This window comes from Bacillus cereus group sp. N12 (assembly GCF_016483575.1).
GTDB classification, from domain to species: domain Bacteria; phylum Bacillota; class Bacilli; order Bacillales; family Bacillaceae_G; genus Bacillus_A; species Bacillus_A toyonensis.
This window is the reverse complement of the sequence record NZ_JAEHBO010000242.1, coordinates 1-256: the sequence shown is the minus strand read 5'-3', so window position 1 is coordinate 256 and position 256 is coordinate 1. Positions and strand designations below refer to the sequence as shown.

Here is a 256-nt window from a genome sequence, read left to right as displayed (position 1 = left end):
GAATAATTGCCCGCGTCCATTCATCGATAGCACTCGCTAGCCAAATACAAACGAGTCCCCTATCTAAATGGCAGGCAAAAAACTCACCGAGTGGCAAACTCATGAACACCATAGAGAACGCACCAATTAAAACTGTATATTTTTCATCACAGGCTGCACGAAGGGAATTAATGATCACGATGTTCATCGTAAGTACTGTTTCGAGTAGTACACATAGAAAAAGCACGCTTTCCCCTAGAGCGATAATATGAGGATT

At 42.2% G+C, this 256-nt stretch carries 1 pseudogene; it reads right to left on the bottom strand.

Annotated features, from left to right (window positions below):
- Positions 1-256, bottom strand: a pseudogene (locus JDS92_RS30310) (MATE family efflux transporter); the annotation flags it as partial.